Here is a 23,977-nt window from a genome sequence, read left to right on the forward strand (position 1 = left end):
CTTTTGAGCGATCTTCATGAAAAATTCACATAACTTCTATGCATTTTCTTCATGTAGCGCAACAATTTGTTACTTAAGATACGAATTTACTTGCTAGTTAATCATAACTTGAATACTAACAAAGCATCCAAACTAGGCACGAGCGGTTGACCAAACTGGTATAACATCCTCCCCACAAGTATCTCCGTTAGCCAACATCAAATCTAAGTTAAGTGTTGGTGTAGTCAAAGATACGAATTTAGTTATCAAAGTTGAATAACGTAGCAAAACACAGCAACTTTATTTACTTCACTAATCTTTACCGAATTTATTCCTATACCCAGTCAAGTCCATGACAGAAGCAACTACTAAAGTAAGTCAAAATAAGTTTGAGAAATTTAAGAGTGAAAAAGATGGTCTTGCTGTCAAAGCAGAGTTAGAACAATTTGCGTCTATCGGCTGGGAAGCTATGGACGAAACAGATAGAGAACATCGGCTTAAATGGTTGGGCGTGTTCTTTCGTCCGGTGACACCAGGCAAATTTATGATGCGCCTGCGTTTACCTAACGGAATTATTACCAGCGCTCAAATGCGGGTACTAGGTGAAGTAATAGAACGTTATGGTGATGATGGTAGCGGCGATATTACAACTAGACAAAATATTCAACTGCGCGGTATACGGATCGAAGACTTGCCCAATATATTTAATAAATTTAAGGGCGTTGGTTTAACTAGCATTCAGTCAGGGATGGATAATGTCCGCAACATTACAGGCGATCCGGTTGCTGGGCTTGATGCAGACGAACTATACGACACGCGCGAATTAGTCAGTCAAATTCAAGATGCGATTACCAATAACGGCGAAGGTAATCCAGAATTTACTAACTTACCGAGGAAGTTTAATATTGCGATCGCAGGCGGACGCGATAATTCAGTTCATGCTGAAATCAACGATTTAGCATTTATTCCCGCTTATAAGAGGGTAGGGGAAGCAGGAGCGCAAGAATTTGGCTTTAACGTGCTAGTTGGCGGCTTCTTCTCAGCTAAACGCTGCGATGCTGCTATTCCTCTTGATGCTTGGGTAGCACCTGAAGATGTAGTTGCTGTATGTATAGCAGTATTGGAAGTTTACCGCGACAACGGACTGCGGGCTAATCGGCAAAAATCGCGGCTGATGTGGCTAATAGACGAATGGGGTGTGGATAAATTCCGCACCCAAGTAGCAAAGCAAATGGGTAAACCCTTAGCTAATGCTGCCCCAGAAGATGAAATAGATTGGGAAAAACGCGATCATATCGGCGTATATCGGCAAAAACAAGCGGGACTAAACTATATTGGCTTGCATATCCCTGTGGGTCGCCTTTACGCCCAGGATATGTTTGAACTAGCGCGGATGGCAGAAGTTTATGGCAGTGGTGAAATTCGCTTGAGCGTCGAGCAAAATGTAATTATTCCCAACGTTCCCGATTCGCGCTTAGAAACGTTGCTCGCCGAACCACTATTAGAAAGATTTTCCATCAATCCCGATACTTTGACACGAGGCTTAGTTTCCTGTACTGGCGCACAATTTTGTAACTTTGCCTTGATTGAAACAAAAAATCGTGCCTTGGAAGAAGTCGCATCTTTAGCCCAAGAAGTGCAACTAACGCGCCCAGTCCGCATTCACTGGACAGGTTGCCCCAACTCTTGCGGACAACCGCAAGTTGCAGACATTGGATTGATGGGAACCAAAGCCCGCAAAAACGGCAAACCTGTAGATGGAGTTGACATTTATATGGGCGGCAAAGTCGGCAAAGATGCCCATTTAGGTACTTGCGTCATCAAAGGCGTTCCCTGCGAAGACTTGCAACCAGTATTGCGTGACTTATTAATCGAGCATTTCGGCGCAACCCTCAAAAAATCTGAAGCTTTAGTTGCTACCTAACTATAGGAACTACTGTACCAACGCCCTCACCCTCACAACAATCATCAAATTCTCCCCAAGAACATGAACAAGTTTTCCAGACGGCAATTCATTATTACAGCAGGCGCGGCTACAGCAGGTTCTCTTCTAGCTCACGGCTGTAGTTCCGGTTCGACGAATACAGCTGATGGCGGCGGTAGTGCTAGCCCTGTTGCCAATGTCAGCACCGCAGCTAATGCTCCCAAAGTAGAAACAACCAGCGCTAAATTAGGATTTATTGCCCTCACTGACTCTGCTCCCTTAATTGTTGCTTTAGAAAAAGGCATCTTTGCCAAGTACGGCATGACTGATGTCAAAGTTGAAAAACAAGCATCTTGGCCCGTAACCCGCGACAACTTAGTATTAGGTTCTGCTGGCGGTGGTATTGATGGAGCGCATATATTGTCGCCCATGCCTTATTTGATGGCATTAGGTACGATTACTCAAGGCAAACCCGTACCAATGTATATCTTGGCGCGGTTGAACCTCAACGGGCAAGGAATTTCTGTTGCCAATGCATATAAAGAGATGAAGGTAGGGACAGATAGTGCGCCTTTAAAAGAAGCTTTTAGTAAAGCTAAAGCTTCTGGCAAAGACCTTAAAGCTGCAATGACCTTTCCTGGCGGTACTCACGACCTGTGGATGCGCTACTGGTTAGCAGCAGGTGGAGTAAATCCTGACTCAGACATCTCTGTAGTTCCCGTACCACCTCCACAAATGGTTGCCAACATGAAAGTAGGCAACATGGAAGCATTCTGCGTAGGAGAGCCTTGGAATGGTCAACTTGTCAACCAAAAGCAAGGTTACTCGGCGATAGTTACAGGCGAACTGTGGAACGATCACCCCGAAAAAGCTTTCGCCATGCGTGCTGATTGGGTAGATAAAAATCCTAACGCTGCTAAAGCAATGTTGATGGCAGTCCAAGAAGCTCAACAGTGGTGCGAAAAGGCTGAAAACAAAGAAGAGATGGTAGACATCATCTCCAAGCAAAAGTGGTTTAAAGTTCCAGCCAAAGATATTATTGAGCGCTCCAAAGGTAATATCGACTACGGCGACGGTCGTACTGTCCAAGACTATCAATACAAAATGAAGTTCTGGGCAGATAACGCTTCTTATCCTTATAAGAGCCATGACTTATGGTTCTTAACTGAGAATATCCGTTGGGGAACTTTGCCCGCAGATACAGATACCAAGAAGATTATCGACCAAGTAAACCGCGAAGATTTGTGGAAAGAAGCAGCTAAAGCGCTTGGCGTTCCCGATGCCGAAATTCCTAAGAGTACCTCGCGCGGCGTTGAGAAGTTTTTTGATGGTGTTACCTTCGACCCAGAAAACCCCCAAGCTTACTTGAAGTCTTTGAAGATTAAAAAAGCCTAAGTACATACAGGGGAAAGGAAAACGCTTCTTTAACCTTTCCCCTTTATCCAGTGTCTAAGAAAATACTCCAGGAGAAATTAGAGAATGACCGCAACGCTTGCCAGTCGTAGTAAAAAGAAAGCTTCCCAAAAGGCAATTTCTGCAATCGTAACTAAGAAGATTATCCCGCCCGTAGCAGCGATCGCTATATTTCTAATTATCTGGCAGTTACTTACTTTAGGCGAAAGTCCCAACATCCCCGCACCTTTAACTGTGTTGCAAGAAACTTGGGACCCATACATCATCAATCCTTTCTTTGACAACGGCGGTACAGATAAAGGACTCGGCTGGCAGCTATTTGAGAGCTTAAAACGGGTAGCAATTGGCTTTTCCTTGTCAACTATTGTCGGGATTACACTAGGTATTTTAATCGGTGCAAATGTCTGGGTATATAACGCTGTAGACCCCCTATTTCAAGTATTGCGGACTGTTCCACCCTTAGCATGGCTGCCAATTTCTCTAGCAGCATTTCAACAGTCTAACCCTTCAGCAATTTTTGTAATTTTCATTACCTCGATTTGGCCAATTATCATCAACACAACTGTAGGCGTTCAGCAATTACCCCAAGACTACAGAAATGTCGCCAGAGTGTTGAAACTGTCTGGTTCTAAGTATTTCTTTAAAATTCTCTTTCCTGCTACTGTTCCTTACATATTCACAGGCTTAAGAATTGGTATCGGGTTATCTTGGCTAGCGATTGTAGCTGCGGAAATGTTAGTCGGCGGTGTTGGTATTGGTTTCTTTATTTGGGATGCCTATAACAGTTCTCTTCTTAGCCAAATTATCTTGGCACTGATTTATGTCGGCATTGTCGGACTACTCTTAGATCGCTTAGTAGCATTTATTGCTAGCAAAGTAGTTCCTGAAGAACAGAAATAAATACCAATTGTGAAGTATGAAGGATGAATAATTCAGCCTTCTATCTCTTGCCTTTATCCTTCAGCCTTAAACTAAATCATGTCAGTATTTGTTGAAGTAGACCACATCGATCGCATATTTCCGCTGCCCAACGGCAATACTTACACTGCGCTAAAAAATATCGATCTCAAGATCCAGCAAGGAGAATTTATTTCCTTAATTGGACACTCTGGTTGCGGCAAATCTACCTTACTCAATATTATTGCTGGACTAGATCGCGCTAGCACTGGCGGCGTAATTTTAGAAGGGCGCGAAGTCAAAGAACCAGGTCCCGATCGCATGGTAGTGTTTCAGAACTACTCTTTGTTGCCTTGGCTAACCGTATCAGAAAATATCACCTTGGCAGTAGATGAAGTATATAAAAACAAACCCAAGGGCGAACGCAAAGGCATTGTCGAACATCACATCGACTTAGTAGGGTTGCGCCCTGCCTCAAACAAGCGTCCTGGCGAATTATCCGGCGGGATGAAGCAACGAGTAGCGATCGCGCGGGCGCTGGCAATTCGTCCCAAGTTATTGCTCTTAGACGAACCATTTGGGGCGCTAGACGCTTTAACGCGCGGTGGTTTGCAAGAACAACTAATGAAAATCTGCAACGAAAGCAACCTGACTTGCGTGATGGTAACGCACGATGTCGATGAAGCATTGCTACTAAGCGATCGCATTGTTATGTTAACCAACGGACCAGAAGCGCAAATTGGTCAAATTCTCGACGTTCCTATTCCTCGCCCCCGCCAAAAACTAGAAGTAGTCAATCACCCTAGTTACTACGGCTTGCGGAACGAAATTATCTACTTCCTCAACCAGCAAAAACGCGCCAAGAAGCGCCAACAAGTAAAGCAGCCAGCAGTTATCGCCGCCAATGGTTTAGAGAAAGTAAACCTAGAACTTGGTTTTATTCCCTTAACTGATTGCGCCCCTCTAGTCGTAGCCAAAGAAAAAGGCTTCTTTGAAAAGTACGGTTTAACTGAAGTAACCTTAAGCCGCGAACCGAGTTGGAAAGAAATAGCTAAAGGTGTAGGCACAGGTAGACTAGATGCGGCACAAATGGTTGCGGGAATGCCCCTTGCCCTAACATTAGGCGCTGGTGGGAAAACGCCAATTCCAGTAGTTAGCGCCATGAACTTATCGCGCAACGGTAACGCCATTACATTTAGCAAGAAACTGTATATCGAAGGCGTAAGAACGCTGGCAGATTTTAAAGCTGCGATCGCCCAAACTCCCGATAAAATTCATACATTGGGCATGGTACATCCTGCTTCAATGCACAACTTACTGTTGCGCTACTGGTTAGCTTCTGGCGGTATCGATCCCGATAAAGATGTCAGCCTCACTGTAATTCCCCCGCCGCAGATGGTATCTAACCTCAAAGCTGGTAATATTGACGGGTACTGTGTTGGTGAACCTTGGAACTCCCGCGCCGTTTACGAAGACCTCGGCTTTGTGATGGCGACCGATTTGGAAATTTGGGCAGGACACCCAGAAAAGGTACTAGGCGTAACTGAAGAGTGGGCAAACAAATATCCTCAAACTCACCTAGCATTAGTCAAAGCCCTACTAGAAGCCTGCGAATACTGCGACGACAGACGCAACCGCGACGAAATTATCGAACTTCTCTGTCGTCCTGAATATGTAGGTACTGCGCCAGAATACACTCGTCCTGGATTTATCGATCCTTACAATCGCGGCGATGGTTCCGAACCTGAGCAATTATTCTCCTTCAACCAGTTTTATGTCAATAAAACTAATTACCCAGACCGTGCCGAGAAGTTGTGGATTATGACGCAGTTAGCACGTTGGGGATTAGTACCCTTCCCCAAAAACTGGGTGGAAATCTTAGGTAGAGTTTGTCGCCCTGACATATTTGGCGAAGCAGCAAGAGAGGTAGGTTTCTTAGATATTGGACGCGACCCGAAAACAATGATCTTCGATGGCATCGTCTTCGACCCCGACGAACCAATTACATACCTCAAGAGCCTAGAAATCAAGCATCCCCTCCGCATCGAAGAAGTAGGCATAGATTTAGTCGCCAGTCGGTAGGCAATTCCGTAGAGACGTAGCGGTGCTACGTCTCACCCACCACATCTAGCAGAGAAAAACAAATTAAATCCATCTCCAAAATTCCCGTTTTTGTCAATAAGCAATATTTCCATTAATCATCACCAAAACTATGCAAACATTAGGCACAACCACCGCAGTTAGCACATCAACAAAATCAACTTACAAAAACGATCCATTCCTCGTAATTGAAAATGTATCCAAAATTTACCCCACGCCTACAGGTCCTTACACAGTATTAGACGGCGTAGAACTTACCGTTCGTGAAGGTGAATTTGTTTGCCTGATCGGTCACTCTGGTTGCGGCAAATCAACATTGCTAAACATGGTTGCAGGATTTAATACTCCCTCAGATGGCGAAGTGAGACTGCAATCAAAAGCAGTCAAAGAACCTGGTCCCGATCGCATGATGGTGTTTCAAAACTACTGCTTGCTGCCTTGGCTAACAGCATTTGAAAATGTCTTCTTAGCAGTTGATTCCGTTTTTCCAGACAAACCTACAGCACAAAAGAAAGCAATTGTCAAAGAACATTTGGCAATGGTAGGGCTAACAGAAGCCGCCGATAAAAAGCCTACTCAGCTATCGGGAGGGATGAAACAGCGGGTAGCGATCGCTAGAGCATTATCAATTCGTCCGCAAGTATTGATTCTAGATGAGCCTTTCGGTGCTTTAGATGCGATTACCAAAGAAGAATTGCAAGAAGAACTATTAAAAATTTGGCAAGAGCATCAAGTTACAGTCTTGATGATTACTCACGACATTGACGAAGCCTTATTTTTAGCCGATCGCTTAGTAATGATGACCAACGGACCATCAGCAAAAATCGGTGAAGTATTAAATATTCCCTTCTCTCGTCCTCGCAATCGCGCTCGGATTATGGAAGATCCTGAATACTACAACTTGCGTAACTACGCCCTTGACTTTTTATTCCGCCGTTTTGCTCACGAAGACGAAGTATAAAACTAATGGCAATTTTAGAACTTACGCAAAAGTTATTAGCTGCCAAAAAAGCTAAAAACATCAGCTTCGACGACTTGGGAAACTTACTCGGTCGCGATCGCGTGTGGGTAGCAGCATTAATCTACGGTCAAGCTAGCGCTTCGCCAGATGAAGCCAGCAAGTTAGTTCATGCCTTAGATTTACCTGAAGAAATCGCTGAAGAATTAACTCAATTTCCCCTCAAAGGCTCGTTAGAACCTGTAATCCCCACAGATCCATTAATTTATCGGTTCTATGAAATTATGCAGGTTTATGGAATGCCCTTAAAAGCGGTAATTCATGAAGAATTTGGCGACGGGATTATGAGCGCCATTGATTTTACAGTCAATGTCGAGAAAGAAACTGACCCGCAAGGCAATCGCGTCAAAATCGTCATGTCAGGTAAATTTCTACCCTACAAAAAGTGGTAGTGCAAGCGTAGAGGGGTTATAAGACGGTGACAGATAGTAGTATCAAAACGCAATGTCCCTACTGCGGTGTCGGCTGCGGTTTGGAAGTGTCGCCGCCCGCCGCTCCTGGAAAAGCAGTTAATCGCGATAGCCAAGGCAATCCAGTGTGGAAAGTCAAAGGCGATCGCCATCATCCTTCTAGTCAAGGGATGGTATGCGTCAAAGGAGCAACAGTAGCCGAATCTATAGACCGCGATCGCTTGCGCTACCCAATGCTCCGCGAGTCTCTAGACCAGCCTTTTCGCCGCGCTAGTTGGGATGAAGCCCTAGATTTAATCGCCAATCGCCTCAAAACTGTATGTGACGAGTCGGGAGCGAATGCTACTTGTATGTACGGTTCTGGGCAAATGCAAACAGAAGAATACTATGTTGCCCAAAAACTGCTTAAAGGCTGTCTTGGTACGAACAACTTTGATTCTAATTCCCGCCTGTGTATGTCATCAGCGGTAGCAGGTTACGTGCAAAGCCTCGGTTCTGACGGACCGCCCTGCTGTTATGAAGATTTGGATTTAACTGATTGTGCTTTTATTATTGGCTCTAACACTGCTGAGTGTCACCCAATAGTATTTAACCGTTTGCAAAAACACCACAAACGCAACCATCACGTCAAGCTAATAGTTGTCGATCCTCGCCGTACCCCTACAGCGGAAGTTGCAGACTTGCATTTAGCCATTCAACCAGGTACAGATATTGACTTGCTCAATGGCATTGGTTACTTACTATTGCAATGGGGAGAAATAGATAGAAGTTTTATCGACGAATGTACTAGCAAATTCTCAGATTTTGCTGAAGTTGTCCAGCACTATCCACCCCAGGAAGTTGCTAAACGCTGCGGCATTTCTGCTAAAGAAGTTGAACTTGCAGCGCGTTACTGGAGCGAATCTAAGCGCGTTTTATCCCTGTGGTCGCAAGGAGTCAACCAGTCCTCTGAAGGTACTGCCAAAGTATGTAGCTTGATTAACTTGCACTTGCTTACAGGACAAATTGGTAAGCCTGGGTGCGGTCCTTTCTCCCTTACAGGTCAGCCGAATGCTATGGGCGGAAGGGAAGTAGGCGGGTTAGCGCACTTATTACCTGGGTATCGCTCGGTAAGTAATGCCCAACATCGGCAAGAATTAGAACACTTGTGGCAACTGCCCCCCGGACAAATTTCCCCATCCCCTGGTCGCACTGCTTGGGACATAATTAGAGGGCTAGAAACGGGCGAAGTACAATTTCTGTGGGTTGTAGCGACAAATCCAGCAGTTAGTTTGCCCGATTTAGAACGAGTAAAAGCAGCGCTTGCTAAGTCGCCTTTTACAGTTTGTCAAGACGCTTACTACCCTACTGAAACTACAGCTTACGCCCATGTTTTGCTTCCTGCGGCACAATGGGGTGAAAAAACTGGGGTAATGACAAATTCAGAGCGAGTAGTAACGCTATGTTCTGCTTTTCGTTCTCCTGTCGGCGAAGCAAAACCCGACTGGGAAATTATTTCTCAAGTAGCTAGGCGAATTGGATTTGGCAATAAGTTTGCCTTTACTAGCTCCGCCCAAGTATATGCCGAGTACGTGCAAGTAACGCGCGATCGCCCCTGCGATATGACTGGACTTAGCCACGAACGTCTGTTAGCTGATGGTCCGACTCAATGGCCCTGTCCCGATCGGGGCAATGCTTCCCCAAAAAGGCTTTATACAGACTTGCGTTTTCCTACTGCTGACGGACGCGCTAAGTTTTCAGCTTGCCACTCTCAGGGACTTGCAGAACCCGCCGATCCAGAATATCCTTTTGTCTTGACTACAGGCAGACTTTACGGACACTGGCACACGCAAACTCGCACCGGACGCATTGATAAAATTAAGCAAATGCATCCCGAACCATTTATGGAAATTCATCCCCGCGATGCACGTACGCTAGGAATTGAAGACAATCAATGGGTAGAAGTACGCAGTCGTCGAGGTATAGCCCAGTTTCCAGCTAAAATTACCAGTGCGATCGCTCCTAATACAGTTTTTGTGCCTATGCACTGGGGTTATTTATGGGCAGACAAATCGGAAGCCAACGCCCTAACTCATCCCAAGTCTTGCCCTCATTCTCTGCAACCAGAGTTGAAAGCTTGTGCTGTGCAAATTGTGCCTTTAGCTGTGAAGTCAACTGACGAGCGTCGCCTGAGCGTCCTGCAAAACTCTTGATGGAAAATAGACAATATCAGATTTAAAATGCTGTCTTGAATAACTCATAATTTATATAGTATGGGTTTGCACTTACTACTACTTGAAATCTGCATGGGCGTAAAGATTGTTGTGAGGGCTTGTAGCAAAAATGTCTGCGATCGCTATTAGTACCGAAAATCTCAGCCGCAGTTTTGGCAGCATCCAAGCTTTGGAAAATTTATCTTTAGAAGTACCTAGAGGCATTGTTTTTGGCTTTTTAGGTCCCAATGGGTCGGGAAAAACGACGACAATTCGGCTACTATTGGGTTTATTAGAGCCGACAAACGGACGCGCTGAAGTATTGGGATTTGATACGCGATCGCAAGCTCGCAAAATTCGCCATCGTACAGGTGCTTTATTAGAACATCCAGGATTGTACGAAAAACTCAGCGCTGCAGATAATTTAGAATTTTATGGGCGCGTGTGGCGAATGCCAACAAATCAAAGGCGATCGCGCATTAAAGAATTGTTGAGTAATTTGGGATTATGGGAACGCCGTCACGAAAGTGTCGGTAGTTGGAGTCGGGGAATGAAGCAAAGACTCGCAGTAGCAAGAGCAATGCTACACTATCCACCGCTAATATTTTTGGATGAACCTACAGCAGGACTAGATCCCATTGCAGCGGCGGCTTTACGCGACGAGTTGCAACAAATAGTAGCAAGAGAAGGTGTAACTGTATTTCTAACTACCCATAACTTGGCAGAAGCAGAAAAATTGTGCCAGCAAATAGGAGTAATTAAGCAAGGAAAATTACTTGCAATTGGTCATCCTGACGAGCTACGCAATCGAGCTAGCACCCCGCGCATAGAGGTAGTAGGGAGTGGTTTTACTCCTAAATTGCAAGATTACCTAAAAGCAGAGCCATTCGTTAGTAATGTTACAGTGGCAGGCGATCGCCTGACAATTACATTGCACAAACCCACTAGCGCCGCACCATTAGTTAATTTATTAGTGCGAGAAGGCGTACAAATAGAAGAAGTCCGTAAGGGTAGCGCCACTTTGGAAGAAGTTTTCCTGACTTTGATGGCGAATTAGTAGAGTTGGGGACAAGGGGGATAAGGAGGGACAATATATAAATTTTTTCTTTTCTCCCCCCTCTCCCTTACTCCCATAGTGCTTTAGCCGTTGTATTGGATGCGATAGATGCGTCCGTTGGCTTCTTCTGTTACCAGCAAACTACCGTCGGGTAGTACGAGTAAGCCTACTGGTCTTCCCCAGGTGGTAGGTCCAGCAGGATCGGTTAAAAACCCTGTCAGGAAGTCTTCGTAGTAACCTTGAGGTCGTCCGTTATTGAAAGGGACAAATACTACTTTATATCCCGTACCGCGATCGCGATTCCAAGAGCCGCGAAAGGCTACAAATGCCCCGTTGCGGTATTTTTGGGGGAAAGTTTGGCGATCGTAAAATTGCAGCCCTAAAGCTGCGGAATGTGCCTGAAATAGCACGTCTGGAGTCTTAGTTTTACTAGCTAAATCTGGACGTTTGCTCTTGCCGTTATTTACTTGCCGGGGGTCGAGATTATTCGGTGTCAGGTAAGCGTATGGCCAACCGTAGAATTCGCCTTGTTGGATGCGCGTCAAGTAATCTGGAACTAAATCGTCGCCAATGGCATCGCGTTCGTTAACTGTAGTGTAGAGTTCGCCAGTTTGGGGATGAAAGTCTAAGCCGATAGGATTGCGTAAACCAGCAGCAAAGGTTTGGCGATTGGAACCATCTAAGTTCATGACCTGAACTGAGGCGCGGGGTAAAGGTTCTTCATCAACGTTAGTCTTGGAACCAACAGAGACATATAACTTTTTGCCGTCAGGCGACGCAACAACATTGCGCGTCCAGTGTTGATTGTAACCGCCACCAGGAAGTTCGGTAATTTTTTGACCTTTGCCGCTAATTTGCTGTTGTCCTTGCTGGTAGGGAAAACGCAATACAGCGTCGGTATTGCCAAGGAAAAAGGAACCACCAGCAAAGGTCATACCGAAGGGAATATTTACGCCATTTCGATTGGTAGCAAAGATTTTATTGGTATCGGCTGCGCCATCGCCGTTAGTATCGTTTAGCAGGCGAATGCGGTTCCACCTAGTTTCAGTTACTAATACTTCTCCACTAGGGGTTAGAGCTAGCCAACGGGGACTATCCAAATTATCAGCAAAAACGTTGACTGTAAAACCTTGAGGAACTTGCAGCGTTGGGTTTTGCGGGATGGGTACGACATTAGGTGACTTGGAAGCACTATCGCTAGCAAAGGGTTCGGGTAGGCTAGCTACGTTGATACGGATAGGTTCGGGTGATAAGTTTTGAGTTCTCAGCGCATTTTTTGGCTGGCTAGGACTTGCAGCTACTTGGGTAGGACTGCTTTGTGAGGCGCTAGGTGCAGGTTCTTCAAGAGCAACGCTAGTAGTGTTACAAGCTGCGATCGCACTCATCAATAACGGTAGCAGCAATAAGTGTAGGAATTTCATATTCATTTAGTTAACCTAAGCTATCTCTAGAGTAGTCAATAGCTGCTGGTAGTTGCTAAAAGGTGCGGCTTAGGTTAACTGCTTTAGGCTAGATATTCTGCTAAAACTCAACATTTTCATATAAGTCTGCAAGGTTAATTTCTACTGCAACTGTCGCCAGTGAAATTGCCTCTTGACCGTTGTACTCGGTAAATAGCCATTGATTGGCGCTTTGTTTCACGTATTGTTCTACGTGCAAACGCGATTGGTCGATGAGCAAATATTCTCCAAATGTAGCAATTGTCCGGTAGGCGGCAAACTTCTCATCGCGATCGTAGGCTTTGGTAGAGTCAGACAGTACCTCAGCAATTAAAATTGGATTGATGACTGTATCTTTGCGCCCTGGTTGTAGTTCTATAGGGCGCGGTACAATCATCGCGTCAGGATATGCGTATATATTGCGCTCTGGAATCGAAAGCCTTTGATCGGTAACAAATATACTGTATGGTTTGCCCTTGAGAGCAGCCTTGAGTATAAAAATCAGATTGCCTATGATTTCATTATGAGCAGGTGTACCGCCAGTCATGGGGACAATTTCTCCGTTGCGATATTCATTGCGAGTTTCTGACTCTACCTCCAAAGCTAGGTATTCTTCAGCAGTATAGATTTTGGGTTCTATTACAGTAGCAGTCATTTGGCGATCGCTCCTTTCTTAACAACATTCAACCAGCGAAACTGATAAGGACGCTCTTTTGCTCCCCATATTTGCTTCCCAGCAGCATCATAGCCGCGATCTAAAGTATCCATACCTGTTTGATGCAGAATGATGCGATTGGTAATTCTCGCTGCACCGCGAAACTTGCTCGGACAACCGCCTGCTGCTGTTTCGCCCACATAGTTTTTACCCGTACGTTGCAAATATACGCTACAGGTAGAAGGTGATAAATCGCCTTTGCTGATAACTCTCTCTTGGTGAGGTTTACTACATAAACCAGTCCAATTTTCCGGCGTTCTCGGTCTAAATGCTGCCGATTCAACTTGACGATTATCTTGTGTAGGCGCAATTCGCAAAAATCGCTGGCGGTAAGGCTTGTTAAGTTGCTTTGTTAATGCTTGTTCTTGATAAAGAAAAACAGCTTGAGGACGGTTGATATCTGCGGCTTGCAGTTGAACTTGACAAGTTGTAATGCGGACATTGGGAGCGCCTGGAGTTGCTGTTGCTTGTGCTGATGTATCCATTACGCCTACTAAATGCGTTACTACCTCCTTTACTTGCTGCCCAATAGGAACGCTAACATTAGCTTGAGCGTAACTAGGTGTTGCTGTAGCTACTAAGAAAGTACCGATTAATATAGTTGTCTTATTCACAAGTGCTGAAAAATTGCTTTATTCCATACTAGACACTTCTACCTGCTAAATTGGCGATCGCAACAGCTAATTCTGCTGGATCTACAGGCTTGGGTACGTGCAACCCAAACCCTGCAAGTAAAGCTTTGGTGCGATCTTCGGCTCTAGCATAAGCCGTTAAAGCAATGGCGGGAATTTTTCCTTTTTGTGCTGGGTTTAGCGCCCTGACTTTTTGCATTAAAGTATAACCATCTTCCTCTGGCATCCCAATATCGCTAACTAATACATCAAAGTTGGATTGGGTAATTTTTTCTAATGCTTCGCTTGCTGATGCTGCTGTTGTTACTTCTGCTCCATACTCTGATAGGGCGATACTAATTAAATCTCGCGCATCCGCTTCATCATCTACAACTAATACTTGCAACTCACTTAACGAAGGTAAACAGAATATTGGCTGTTCTCTAATGACAATTGGTTGTTCCTGCTCTAACTCTTGGCTAGGATTGAGCATTGCTCTAATTGGCAAATTGACAATAAAAGTCGCTCCTTTGCCTACACCTGGGCTTTCTGCTCGTACTGTACCGCCATGTAGTTCTACCAAGTGACGGACAATTGACAAACCTAATCCCAATCCGCCATAATTTCTTGTTGTTGTGCCATCCTCTTGGCGGAAACGCTCAAATACATACGGCAGAAAGTCGGGTTCGATCCCTTGTCCGCTGTCGCTAACGCGAACTTGGATGCGAGATTCTACTATTTCTAGTTTGACTTTAATGCGCCCATTATTGGGTGTAAATTTGACAGCATTAGATAGTAAGTTCCAAAATACCTGTTGCAGGCGACTAGCATCGCCAAATACTTGTTTGATGGCAGGATCGAGAATTGTTTCTATCTGAATTTTTTTCGCTGATGCTGCTGGTTGTACCGTTTCAATCGCTGCGGCGATTACTGGCTGAAGTTCTATCGTTGAGAAGTTTAAGCGAATTTTTCCAGTAATAATCCGCGATACATCTAAAATATCCTCAATTAGTTGCTTGAGCGATTTTGTATTGCGGTCTATCGTCTCCAAAGCGCGGGCTGTAGTATTTTCATCAAATTTGCGGGTGCGTAATAATTGCACCCACCCTACCATTGCATTTAAAGGAGTACGCAGTTCGTGAGAAAGAGTAGCTAAAAACTCATCTTTCATGCGATTTGCTGCTTCTGCTGTAGCACGTGCTGTTTGTTCGGAGCGCAAAAGCTGTTCGCGTTCCATTTCTGCAGTTTTGCGATTAGTAATATCGTGGGCGACTGCATACAACAAACCTGCTTCTACTACAGGTACAACAGTCCATGCTAGCCATTTATAACTGCCATCTTTACACTTGTAGCGATTCTCGAAATAGGTAGTAAGTTCGCCAGCAGCTAGCTTTTCTGCTTCGGCATGGGTTGCATCTCGATCTTCAGGATGAACGAAATTAATATACGGTTGCGTCAATATTTCTCGTTCGCTATAACCGAGGATTTTTTCAAAGGCGGGATTGATGCGTTTGAAATAACCATCAACTCCAACTATACAAAGCAAATCGAGCGAAAGCGTAAAAAAGCGATCGCGTTCTTCTTCGGCTAGTTTACGATCGCTTATATCTAAGGTAATGCCTACTAATCCCGTAACTTCTCCTTGGGAGTTTACATAGGGAGTTTTGGATGTTGACATCCACCTTGTTTTACCATCTGCGCCTGTTACTGCTTCTTCAATATTCCATTTGGGTTTGCCTGATTCTATAACTTCGCGATCTTCTTGGCAAAATGCTGTTGCTTCTGCATAGGGAAAAAAGTCGTAGTCTGTTTTTCCCACAATCTCATCTTGCGATCGCTCGATTAGTTCCGCAGCTTTGCGATTCATAGCAATGTATTTTAAATCTACATCTTTGTAATAAACCATTGCTGGAATAGAACTTAGTAAGACTTCTTGTTCTACTGCTTTTTGTTTTAGTGACTCTTGGAGTTGTTTGCGATCGCTTATATCTAACTGGGTTCCCCAAGCTCTTACTAAATACCCATTTTCGACAATTCCCACCAGATTGTTTAAAAAATACTTTGCTTTGCCTTGGGCATCTACCTCACAAGACTCTGCGGCATTTAGCTTGTATCCCGAACGAATAAAGCTCCGCAGGTATTCAATATTTTGTGTTTCTGATTGTGGTAATAATTCTCCTAGTTTTACTCCTACAAGCTCTGCAGCAGAATTAAAACCATACATCTGCGCCATGACATCGTTGCATTCAGCTAAATAGCCGTATTGATAAAATTGCTCGATCTGCTCTTCTTCAGGAGTTTCTATAGTAATTGGCTGTTTTAGTTCAAAACGCCAAATCCCTTCTGAGCTTTGGCTAATAAATGCTCGATAGCGTTCTTCGCTAGCTTTGATAGCAGCTTCAGCAAGCTTGCGATCGCTAATTTCCTTGACTATTCCGATCAGCCGAATGGGATTACCATGAGCATCGCGATAAACGCTTCCTGTTGCCCAAATCCAATGAATGCTTTTATCTGCCCAAATTACTCTACACTCAAAGTTCCAATCTTCATTGGTTGCTAAGGTATGTTGAAACTTGCGATCTACATACTCGCGATCTTCAGGATGGACGTGCTGTAAGAAAATTTCATAGCTCCAATCTGGTAGTAATTCTTCATGACCAAAGACGCGATCGTGCCTTAAACTGCGTTTGGCAGTTTGCGTTGCTAATTCTAGCTCCCAGTCGCCTAATTGTGCCGCATCAAGGGCAAATCTCAAACGGGTACTGCTTTCTCTGAAGGCTTCTGTCGATGATTCTGCGGTGTTGCGGGCGGTGACTAGACTGCGAGTGATACCAAACAAAATTAAAGCGATCGCTATACCAGCAAAGCCAATATAGGGTACGAACCTGCTTTCCGAACTTGAGGCAAATTCTGGTAGCGAATTAAAAACAATACTCCAAGCAGTTCCAGCTATATCTATGGTTTCTACTGCTTGAAAAGATGGTTGGTAAGAAGAGTTATCAACATTTGCTGTTGAGCGATGCAGCAAATTTTCGGAGTTAATATCTTTCCCTGCATAAATTTCCAAGGCAATTCCCTGATATTGTTTGGCTGGAATAACCCCTTGGATCAAATCGTCAGCGCGAAACGGGCTATAAACGAAACCAATTAAATTTGCGCGTCGTTCGGCTACTGTGTTAGGTACGTCGCCATTGCGATAAACAGGTACGTACAGTAAAAACCCAGCTTGTTTTTGTTTGTCAATTTCTTGTACGAGCGTGACTTTACCGGAGGCTGCGGCTAAACCAGTGTCGCGGGCGCGTTCCATTGCAGCGCGGCGCGTCCGTTCGGTAAACATATCGTAGCCGATCGCTACTTTGTTGCGCCGATCTTGCGGTTCTAAATAAATAATTGCATGATACTCGCTGCGGGGATAGCTAGGGCGGAGATTAAAATTAGCAATGCCTTGTTGTCTCATCGCGGCAACTAATTTATCTTTATCTTGAGGCTGTATCCGCAGCGAATAACCTATTCCTTGAATCCCAGGATAGCGCTCTTGCAATTTGAGACGATTGACAAAATTACGAAATTGGCTGCGGCTAATGTTACTATCAGCAGCAAATAAACCACTACCAGCACGCAGTAAAGTTATATAAGTTTCCGAGCGATTGATAATATCGTCTTGAGCGCGGGCGATCGCATTTTCAAACCTCAATCTATCTTTGGTTCTGGCTGTTCTTGTTACATAAGAAGTAGTCGCTGCTGTGAATGACAGAGCGATCGCTAATACAAAGTAAGGAATCCACGCCCGATTTTTAAGAGGTTTAGATGGTAATTTTGGCTCCATTGAAATTAGCGATTTAGCTGGTGTTACAGTTGCAAAAGACTTTTAGACTACACTTAGATGAACTGTTGCTCAATCAATATTGTGGCTTCGATTCTCACTTATTTTGCAGCGCTTTACTCATGAATCTATCTAAAGGAATAGATACAAATACTTAAAAACTCCTATAGAACGATCTGCAAGAGTAAGGGCGCAATGCATTGCGAAGGCATCTTTTGGGATGAATCCTTCTTCCCAAAAATGCCGCCCCTTACGTACCCCTTACTGTTACTGATGGCTCGTATTCCTACACTATCTTTCGATCGCGGTACTTTAATCGTGCATCCGCCGCCTAAAGGTAAAGCTTGGGTGGATTATGCGACTTGGGACGATCGCGTAGAGAAGTTTCGCATACCTGCTATCTACTACCGCCCATTTGTGGAAGTATTGCAAGCAGAACAAACCAATTTTGTCGATAATGCTAGAGCTTTTGAAACTATAGAACTTTTTGCTAGCACAGATAGAGAACCTTATCCCCATCAAAGCGAAGCGCTAGCAGCCTGGAAACAAGCGGGGCGTAGAGGGGTGGTTGTACTACCTACAGCAGCAGGGAAAACTTACTTGGCGCTGCTAGCAATGCAGGCTACTCCGCGCAGCACTTTAATAGTTGTGCCAACTATAGATTTAATGCATCAATGGTACGCGCAATTACTGGCAACATTTCCTCATGCGGAGGTGGGGCTATTAGGCGGAGGATCGCGCGATCGCACTGCAATATTAGTTGCCACCTATGACAGCGCGGCAATTCATGCTGAAGCTCTCGGCAACCGCTTTGCGCTGCTAATTTTTGATGAGTGTCACCACCTGCCCACAGATTTTAATCGAGTAATTGCTGAATATGCGATCGCACCCTACAGATTAGGACTATCAGCAACGCCAGAACGTACCGATGGCAAACACGCAGACTTAAATACCTTGATTGGCAAAGAAGTTTATCGCAAAACAGCAGAAGAATTAGCCGGAAAAGCCCTAGCAAATCATGAAGTCGTGCAAATTAAGGTAAAGCTGTCCGAGCAAGAGCGCGACAGATACAATCAGTTAATCTGCGATCGCAATACATTTTTAAAGCAGTCCAAAATTTCGTTAGGCAGTCTCAAAGGCTGGCAATTATTCGTGCAAGCCAGCGCCCGTTCTGCTGCTGGACGTAGGGCAATGCTAGCACACCGAGAAGCAAAAGAGATTGCTTTGGGAACTGATGGCAAAATGCGGATTTTAAGCGAGTTACTAGCCCAGCATTACCCTGAAAGGACGCTAATTTTTACAGCAGACAATGCCACAGTGTATCGAATTTCTCAAGAGTTTTTGATTCCAGCTATTACTCACCAAACTCCAGTTAAAGAACGCCATGAGGTTTTGACTAAGTTCCGAGAGGGAGAATACAAAGCTTTAGTTGCTTCTCACGTTCTCAACGAAGGTGTAGACGTACCAGCAGCAAAAGTAGCAATTATTTTATCTGGTACAGGTTCAGTGCGGGAGTACGTGCAAAGATTAGGGCGAGTGCTGCGTAAGGGACATGGCGATAAATTAGCCCTGATGTATGAAGTAATAGCAGAAGATACCAGCGAAGAGAGGACATCAACAAGAAGGCGCAACGCACACCGTAGAGACGTAGCACTGCTACGTCTCCCACAGCCAGAAAACCCATCAGAAATTGTGCCTATTTACGGAGTAGGGGGAAATGTTACCAAGCGAGTTGCTGATGCATCGGTTGAGTGGAGAAGCGATAATTCCGAAGAGGTTGAAGATTGATGCCGAAAATTTAGCTATTGCTTCGCAATTAATTAATTGTTTTGGCTCGGCGCGGGGTGGTACTCAAGGCGAACTAGATCGGCTGTTGCAAGAATTAGAAGGTGATAGTCCTGATTATCGCCTCAAACGGGGACTAGCTCATCTGCTCAAAAGTGCTTGCGAGTTTGAAGTTGTCAGTCCTTTAGAACCTTCATTGCTGAGAGAACGAGTATTTAGTTTATCGGCGTTAAGCGTTCCTAGTATTGCTCAAAGCAGTCAAACTCTAGATAAATTAGCTTTGCAACTTAGCCAGGAATTAGATAGAGAAGTTATACCTGCACAAATTCAGGACGGACTTTATGCAGACTTGGCAGAAAATAAGGTGTTGACTAACTTTGATGAACCTACACCAGAAGAATTGCTGCACAAATACAATCTTTCTCAGGTGCAAGGCGTATTTTATCGAGCAAGTCAGTTAGTCTTAAATGCTCATCGTAATGTACCAGGAGAGTATAAGCTGTTGTTTCGCTATCTGAAGTTGTTTCAGTTGATGGCTTATATTGAGGGCGAAGCCGATCGCGGGTTTACAATTACAATTGATGGGGCTACTAGCTTGTTTAAACCTAGTACGCGCTATGGGCTGGCGATCGCTAAAATGATTCCAGCACTTTTACACGTTACTAAGTGGAGTCTAAGCGCTACTTTACAAACTCGCGATTTTTACACGAATAACTGGAAAACTGGCAGATTTAGCCTCGATTCTGAGTGCAATTTGGTGTCTCACTATCCGCCAGGTAAGCCTTATGACAGTATGTTAGAAGAAGCTTTTGCTGGGCGCTGGGATACTTTAAAGTCAGAATGGGTGTTAGAGCGGGAAGTCGATTTAGTGCCGATTCCTGGGAGCGTGATGATTCCTGATTTTCGCTTAGTGCATCCTGACGGACGAAGTTTTTTATTAGAAATTGTCGGTTATTGGCGACCAGAATATCTGCAAAAAAAGTTCGCTCAAGTACGTCGTGCTGAACGTAACGATCTAATTTTGGCTATTTCCGAGCGCTTGAATCTAGAAAAAGCTGGCGTAAACTTAACAGACGTTCCAGCAAAAATTATCTGGTTTAAAGATAAGTTATTGCCTAAAGCTGTACTGGCAGTATTAGATTAAAATGAAGGCGGATCGAAGTTGCGATCGCGCCGCATTAAATAATCGAGAACTCGGTCTTGGCGCTCTATTGTTGCATTGATAGAAGCTAAAGTAGCATTAGTATTGCTAGAGAGGGCAACAATCGTTTCAACTGTAATTTCAACATCTGCCCTTAGATGGTCAACATCTGCCCTTAATTGGTCGAGTTGACTTTGCATCCTTTCCTGAGTTTCTACCAGCCTGTCTACTCGTGCATCCGTCGCTTCAGCACGTCTAGCAACTGCTACTAATATATCTGTAACGGTTTGCAAGTTATCTTCAACTCTGTTTAGGCGATCGACTTCCATTTGTTTTATCTGATTGCTGCTTTATTAGACTTGTGAGAATAAATTTTAGGCAAAATACAGATATTCCATCTGTCACTAACTATTTAACCACTCCATGATGTAATTTTCCATAAACAAAATTATTTTGGCTTTTTCTTTCATAATAAACTAAAGCTTGTTAAGCCAACTTTGCAGTGCTAAATCAATAAGTGTATTCAAATCGCAGTCAGCTTTATTTAATATAAATGGATCGAATGATTTCATGCTGTAGCTACCTATTGAACTTCGCTTACCAGGCGGAATATATGCAGCAACACTAAAATCTAGAGGCAATGTCTTCCAGTCTTTACTAGAAGAACAAATTTTCATTCTACCTAAAGAATGTCTATGCGATTTATTAGAGCCGTCATTACTCAAAGTACGCGATGTTCTACGGTCTGGTATGGGCAAGTATAAATATAGTGTAGGATTAAAACCCATATTTCGCATTTCAACACTATTATTTGCCCGTATCTCAGCACATATTTTAGTTTTGCCTCTACCATACTGAACAAAGGTTGCTCCTTTGATCTCTTGAATACGCTCATGAAAACATAAAATTCTTTCCCTAACCTGCAATATTATTTGCTTTTGTTCAGGCGAACACGGTTCAATCATCTTCGCCAATACGCTAGGAATAGGTGGTAGATGATCTTTAATGTTATGTACTCCCTCTGAAGAGTAAGCAATCTGAGATTCCCAAGTTTGTCCTGTATCTACATTTTTTAACTCAAGGTATAGTTTGTCATCTCTTTTTATGGCAATCTTAAACTCAATGAACTCAAATGATAGCTTGCTATATTCTCTGTCGATATAATTGTGTTTATGAAAATTTGGAGTAACTGCAATCAACTTAACAGGCTGATTGTAATCTGCATCAAATAATTTCTCTTTAACAAGATTGGCATAGTATCGAGTTAATTGCTGGACAATTCCCCTATCCTGAGAGTTTTTAAGCTCAAATATTACTAGCTGCTTGTTTTGAGAAACTGAGATAATATCGCATCGTTCACCATTAATAGAACGTTGGCGCTCAAGAGGTATTAAATCGAAAATAACGTTCAAGTTATCCCAAATAAAGTCTTCTAAAGCTGTTTCGTTGGCAAACTGCCATGTATTGCCTGATATCTTAACTAATTTATTTAATGGAGGCATTCTAATTGCTTGTCCATTTACTGCTCTTTGTCTCGCTTTAGCGTGCAAGTTTTCTTGTTGTGCAACTATATGGCGAATATCTTTCGCTATTTTGCTGTAACGAATTTGACGGGGCATTTAATCACTGTGCTGTATTGCAATTCTATTAAGCCCTGTTTATATAAAAAACTAACAGTATTGAGTCACGAGCTAATACAGATAAATTTTTTAGGATTTTGAGCAGTTAGAACGACAGATTCTATCCAACATGACTTAAGGCAGTTTGTTAGACTGAGTTCAGCCAGGCTTTATAAGTCAATTTTTAGCAAGGACGCACTAGACCTGATGATGCTATCGACCTACCCAAGTACCCTACTATCGAAAGAACTACTTGACCTGCACTATAATTCCACAAGCGATCGCTTTGATGAAACCTGGGAAGCTCCCTTATCTACTCTGCTGGGTTTGGGACGTGCAGCGGGTGCTGATTTTATCGAATTTTTCTTAGAGCGAACCAACTATATCAATTGTCAAGCAGAAGAAGACGCAATTACGAGCATCTCGCCGCGATTGTCTACGGGTGCAGGAGTAAGAGTATTTCGCGGTCAAGCTGACTGCTATGTTAGTACCAACGATTTATCATTCAACGGACTGAAAGCTGCTCTCGAAAAAGGTCTATCTATTCTCGGACTGCAACTACCTAGTCCCAATGCTTACATCCCAGAAATTAATCTAGAGATTCTTAGAGACTACGCTATTAAAAAAAATAAAGAAACTTGGCTTTCGCAATGTAGCTCTATGCGTGAAATGGGCGAAGTATTGCTAGATGCTAACGCCCAGCTAAAACTCAAAGCAAATCATGTCCAATCGAGAAGGGCAGTTTATTTTCGCGATTGGCAAGAAGTTTTGATTGCTGCTAGTGACGGTACTTTTGCAAGAGACATTCGCCTCAGCCAATCAGTAGGATACAGTTTGTTGTGCGCTGATGGCGCAAATCGCGCCGCAATCAACCAGCGCGTCGGCGATACTAGCAAGCCAGATTTCCTCAGAACTTGGAACTACGAAGCAACAGCCCAAGAAGTAGCTGAATCCGCCGGAAAAATGCTGTACGCCGATTATATAGAATCGGGCAATTATCCGATTGTGATGGCAAATCAGTTTGGCGGCGTAATTTTTCACGAAGCTTGCGGACACTTATTGGAAACTACGCAAATTGAGCGAAAAACTACACCCTTTGCTGATAAAAAAGGGGAAAAAATTGCCCACGAAAGCCTGACAGCTTGGGATGAAGGACTGTCATCAGAAGCTTTTGGCACAATTGATATGGACGATGAAGGAATGCCCGCCCAACGTACCTTATTAATTGAAAAAGGTATATTAAAGAATTTTATTAGCGATCGCACAGGTTCTATGCGTACCGGACACCCCAGAACTGGCAGCGGTCGTCGGCAAAATTATACCTTTGCGGCAGCGTCTCGGATGCGTAATACCTATATTGCTCCTGGCGAATATACGACAGAGGACTTGTTTGCTTCTATCGATAAAGGCATTTACTGCAAGAAAATGGGCGGCGGTAGTGTCGGCGCGACAGGGCAATTTAACTTTGCTGTAGACGAAGCTTATCTAATTGAAAACGGTAAAGTAACCAAGCCCCTCAAAGGCGCAACTTTAATCGGTGATGCCACAGAAATCATGAATAAGATTTCGATGTGTTCTCAAGATTTAGGGTTAGCTGCGGGTTTTTGCGGTTCAGTCAGTGGCAGCATTTACGTAACAGTTGGGCAACCACATATCAAGGTAGATGGTATCACCATAGGCGGCAGATAAATACAGTGACCAGTTACCAGTGACCAGTTACCAGTTTAAAACCGTCAACGTTATGTAGAGACGTAGCACTGCTACGTCTCTATATCTGGCGGGTAACGCAAAAATTATCAATTGCAAAAACGCGCCGACAAATCGAAAATTATCAATTTCCAACAGGTCTAATAG

The 23,977-nt window shown here is 43.9% G+C and carries 17 protein-coding genes; 11 read left to right on the forward strand and 6 right to left on the reverse strand.

What is annotated here, in order from left to right:
• Window positions 1-331 precede the first annotated feature (331 nt).
• The 8 genes from UH38_RS04115 to UH38_RS04150 all read left to right on the forward strand — a co-directional run bounded on the left by UH38_RS04115 (window position 332) and on the right by UH38_RS04150 (window position 10,990).
• Complete coding sequence (locus tag UH38_RS04115; RefSeq protein ID WP_045053369.1) at window positions 332-1,903, forward strand: ferredoxin--nitrite reductase; 1,572 nt, start codon at window positions 332-334, stop codon at window positions 1,901-1,903.
• 63 nt (window positions 1,904-1,966) lie between these two features.
• The gene (locus UH38_RS04120) at window positions 1,967-3,298 is read left to right on the forward strand and encodes a CmpA/NrtA family ABC transporter substrate-binding protein (RefSeq protein ID WP_045053370.1); all 1,332 of its coding nucleotides are present in this window, start codon (window positions 1,967-1,969) and stop codon (window positions 3,296-3,298) included.
• An 84-nt stretch (window positions 3,299-3,382) separates the two neighbouring features.
• The gene (gene ntrB / locus UH38_RS04125; protein ID WP_045053371.1) at window positions 3,383-4,216 is read left to right on the forward strand and encodes a nitrate ABC transporter permease; all 834 of its coding nucleotides are present in this window, start codon (window positions 3,383-3,385) and stop codon (window positions 4,214-4,216) included.
• A 78-nt stretch (window positions 4,217-4,294) separates the two neighbouring features.
• Window positions 4,295-6,295 (forward strand): ABC transporter ATP-binding/substrate-binding protein, encoded by a 2,001-nt coding sequence (locus UH38_RS04130; protein WP_045053372.1) that lies wholly within the window; start codon window positions 4,295-4,297, stop codon window positions 6,293-6,295.
• Between the two features lie 130 nt (window positions 6,296-6,425).
• Entirely contained in the window at window positions 6,426-7,274 is an 849-nt protein-coding gene (locus tag UH38_RS04135; protein WP_045053373.1) for a nitrate ABC transporter ATP-binding protein, read from the forward strand.
• 5 nt (window positions 7,275-7,279) lie between these two features.
• On the forward strand, window positions 7,280-7,723 hold the full coding sequence (cynS, locus tag UH38_RS04140; protein WP_045053374.1) for a cyanase: 444 nt from the start codon (window positions 7,280-7,282) through the stop codon (window positions 7,721-7,723).
• Window positions 7,724-7,749: 26 nt separating this feature from the next.
• On the forward strand, window positions 7,750-9,933 hold the full coding sequence (locus tag UH38_RS04145) for a molybdopterin oxidoreductase family protein (RefSeq protein WP_045053375.1): 2,184 nt from the start codon (window positions 7,750-7,752) through the stop codon (window positions 9,931-9,933).
• Window positions 9,934-10,063: 130 nt separating this feature from the next.
• A complete protein-coding gene (locus UH38_RS04150; RefSeq protein ID WP_045053376.1) occupies window positions 10,064-10,990 on the forward strand; it encodes an ABC transporter ATP-binding protein in 927 nt (308 codons plus the stop codon).
• Between the two features lie 83 nt (window positions 10,991-11,073).
• Here UH38_RS04150 and UH38_RS04155 read toward each other — a convergent pair whose 3' ends face one another.
• The 4 genes from UH38_RS04155 to UH38_RS24645 form a co-directional block, all read right to left on the reverse strand.
• Window positions 11,074-12,411 carry a PQQ-dependent sugar dehydrogenase gene (locus UH38_RS04155; RefSeq protein WP_045053567.1) on the reverse strand — a complete coding sequence of 446 codons (1,338 nt, stop codon included), beginning with the start codon at window positions 12,409-12,411 and terminating at the stop codon, window positions 11,074-11,076.
• Between the two features lie 100 nt (window positions 12,412-12,511).
• Window positions 12,512-13,084: a Uma2 family endonuclease gene (locus tag UH38_RS04160; RefSeq protein WP_045053377.1), complete on the reverse strand. Its 573-nt coding sequence runs from the start codon at window positions 13,082-13,084 to the stop codon at window positions 12,512-12,514.
• A complete protein-coding gene (locus UH38_RS04165; protein WP_052672249.1) occupies window positions 13,081-13,758 on the reverse strand; it encodes a chromophore lyase CpcT/CpeT in 678 nt (225 codons plus the stop codon). The genes UH38_RS04160 and UH38_RS04165 overlap by 4 nt, the downstream gene beginning before the upstream one ends.
• 28 nt (window positions 13,759-13,786) lie before the next feature.
• A complete protein-coding gene (locus tag UH38_RS24645) occupies window positions 13,787-17,581 on the reverse strand; it encodes a CHASE domain-containing protein (protein WP_052672250.1) in 3,795 nt (1,264 codons plus the stop codon).
• A 270-nt stretch (window positions 17,582-17,851) separates the two neighbouring features.
• Here UH38_RS24645 and UH38_RS04175 point away from each other — a divergent pair, with 270 nt between their 5' ends.
• A complete protein-coding gene (locus tag UH38_RS04175; RefSeq protein WP_045053378.1) occupies window positions 17,852-19,366 on the forward strand; it encodes a DEAD/DEAH box helicase in 1,515 nt (504 codons plus the stop codon).
• On the forward strand, window positions 19,296-20,507 hold the full coding sequence (locus tag UH38_RS04180) for a DUF790 family protein (RefSeq protein WP_045053379.1): 1,212 nt from the start codon (window positions 19,296-19,298) through the stop codon (window positions 20,505-20,507). Before UH38_RS04175 ends, UH38_RS04180 begins: the two co-directional genes overlap by 71 nt.
• Here UH38_RS04180 and UH38_RS04185 read toward each other — a convergent pair.
• Both UH38_RS04185 and UH38_RS04190 read right to left on the reverse strand, forming a co-directional pair.
• Window positions 20,504-20,833 carry a hypothetical protein gene (locus tag UH38_RS04185; RefSeq protein WP_045053380.1) on the reverse strand — a complete coding sequence of 110 codons (330 nt, stop codon included), beginning with the start codon at window positions 20,831-20,833 and terminating at the stop codon, window positions 20,504-20,506. The two genes, UH38_RS04180 and UH38_RS04185, sit on opposite strands and share 4 nt — an antisense overlap.
• A gap of 147 nt (window positions 20,834-20,980) precedes the next feature.
• Window positions 20,981-22,123, reverse strand: a complete 1,143-nt coding sequence (locus UH38_RS04190; RefSeq protein ID WP_052672251.1) for a PDDEXK family nuclease — start codon at window positions 22,121-22,123, stop codon at window positions 20,981-20,983.
• A 207-nt stretch (window positions 22,124-22,330) separates the two neighbouring features.
• On the opposite strand from UH38_RS04190, the gene UH38_RS04195 reads away from it, so the two are divergent.
• On the forward strand, window positions 22,331-23,812 hold the full coding sequence (locus UH38_RS04195) for a TldD/PmbA family protein (protein ID WP_200892285.1): 1,482 nt from the start codon (window positions 22,331-22,333) through the stop codon (window positions 23,810-23,812).
• The last annotated feature ends 165 nt before the right edge of the window (window positions 23,813-23,977 follow it).

Origin of the sequence: Aliterella atlantica CENA595 (assembly GCF_000952155.1) — a bacterium.
Classification (GTDB): domain Bacteria; phylum Cyanobacteriota; class Cyanobacteriia; order Cyanobacteriales; family Chroococcidiopsidaceae; genus Aliterella; species Aliterella atlantica.

Coding starts and splice junctions, on each gene's coding strand:
- UH38_RS04130 (WP_045053372.1), top strand. CDS start 4,295: ATGTCAGTATTTGTTGAAGTAGACCACATCGATCGCATATTTCCGCTG.
- UH38_RS04155 (WP_045053567.1), bottom strand. CDS start 12,411: ATGAAATTCCTACACTTATTGCTGCTACCGTTATTGATGAGTGCGATC.
- UH38_RS04115 (WP_045053369.1), top strand. CDS start 332: ATGACAGAAGCAACTACTAAAGTAAGTCAAAATAAGTTTGAGAAATTT.
- UH38_RS04195 (WP_200892285.1), top strand. CDS start 22,331: ATGATGCTATCGACCTACCCAAGTACCCTACTATCGAAAGAACTACTT.
- UH38_RS04175 (WP_045053378.1), top strand. CDS start 17,852: ATGGCTCGTATTCCTACACTATCTTTCGATCGCGGTACTTTAATCGTG.
- UH38_RS04160 (WP_045053377.1), bottom strand. CDS start 13,084: ATGACTGCTACTGTAATAGAACCCAAAATCTATACTGCTGAAGAATAC.
- UH38_RS04135 (WP_045053373.1), top strand. CDS start 6,426: ATGCAAACATTAGGCACAACCACCGCAGTTAGCACATCAACAAAATCA.
- UH38_RS04185 (WP_045053380.1), bottom strand. CDS start 20,833: ATGGAAGTCGATCGCCTAAACAGAGTTGAAGATAACTTGCAAACCGTT.
- UH38_RS04180 (WP_045053379.1), top strand. CDS start 19,296: ATGTTACCAAGCGAGTTGCTGATGCATCGGTTGAGTGGAGAAGCGATA.
- UH38_RS04150 (WP_045053376.1), top strand. CDS start 10,064: ATGTCTGCGATCGCTATTAGTACCGAAAATCTCAGCCGCAGTTTTGGC.
- ntrB (WP_045053371.1), top strand. CDS start 3,383: ATGACCGCAACGCTTGCCAGTCGTAGTAAAAAGAAAGCTTCCCAAAAG.
- UH38_RS24645 (WP_052672250.1), bottom strand. CDS start 17,581: ATGGAGCCAAAATTACCATCTAAACCTCTTAAAAATCGGGCGTGGATT.
- UH38_RS04190 (WP_052672251.1), bottom strand. CDS start 22,123: ATGCCCCGTCAAATTCGTTACAGCAAAATAGCGAAAGATATTCGCCAT.
- cynS (WP_045053374.1), top strand. CDS start 7,280: ATGGCAATTTTAGAACTTACGCAAAAGTTATTAGCTGCCAAAAAAGCT.
- UH38_RS04120 (WP_045053370.1), top strand. CDS start 1,967: ATGAACAAGTTTTCCAGACGGCAATTCATTATTACAGCAGGCGCGGCT.